Annotated in this window: 1 rRNA gene; it reads right to left on the minus strand. The window is 51.7% G+C overall.

Features of this window, described 5'->3' with window-relative positions:
* Window positions 1-1,030, minus strand: a 16S ribosomal RNA gene (locus ACQ4WP_RS29280); the annotation flags it as partial.
* Window positions 1,031-1,040: the final 10 nt, after the last annotated feature.

A 1,040-nucleotide genomic window follows, 5' to 3' on the forward strand; every position in this document is an offset into this window, starting at 1 on the left:
TCTCTTTCGAGCACTCCCTGATCTCTCAAGGATTCCAGCCATGTCAAGGGTAGGTAAGGTTTTTCGCGTTGCATCGAATTAATCCACATCATCCACCGCTTGTGCGGGTCCCCGTCAATTCCTTTGAGTTTTAATCTTGCGACCGTACTCCCCAGGCGGTCTACTTCACGCGTTAGCTGCGTTACCAAGTCAATTAAGACCCGACAACTAGTAGACATCGTTTAGGGCGTGGACTACCAGGGTATCTAATCCTGTTTGCTCCCCACGCTTTCGTGCATGAGCGTCAATCTTGACCCAGGGGGCTGCCTTCGCCATCGGTGTTCCTCCACATATCTACGCATTTCACTGCTACACGTGGAATTCTACCCCCCTCTGCCAGATTCTAGCCTTGCAGTCTCCAATGCAATTCCCAGGTTGAGCCCGGGGATTTCACATCAGACTTACAAAACCGCCTGCGCACGCTTTACGCCCAGTAATTCCGATTAACGCTTGCACCCTACGTATTACCGCGGCTGCTGGCACGTAGTTAGCCGGTGCTTATTCTTCAGGTACCGTCATTAGCAAAAGATATTAGCTCTCACCGTTTCTTCCCTGACAAAAGAGCTTTACAACCCGAAGGCCTTCTTCACTCACGCGGCATTGCTGGATCAGGCTTTCGCCCATTGTCCAAAATTCCCCACTGCTGCCTCCCGTAGGAGTCTGGACCGTGTCTCAGTTCCAGTGTGGCTGGTCGTCCTCTCAGACCAGCTACTGATCGATGCCTTGGTAGGCTTTTACCCTACCAACTAGCTAATCAGATATCGGCCGCTCCACGAGCATGAGGTCTTGCGATCCCCCACTTTCATCCTTAGATCGTATGCGGTATTAGCGTAACTTTCGCTACGTTATCCCCCACTCTAGGGTACGTTCCGATATATTACTCACCCGTTCGCCACTCGCCACCAGAGCAAGCTCCGTGCTGCCGTTCGACTTGCATGTGTAAGGCATGCCGCCAGCGTTCAATCTGAGCCAGGATCAAACTCTTCAGTTTAATCTCTGTT

Source organism: Janthinobacterium lyxosi (assembly GCF_051380665.1).
GTDB lineage: Bacteria > Pseudomonadota > Gammaproteobacteria > Burkholderiales > Burkholderiaceae_D > Janthinobacterium.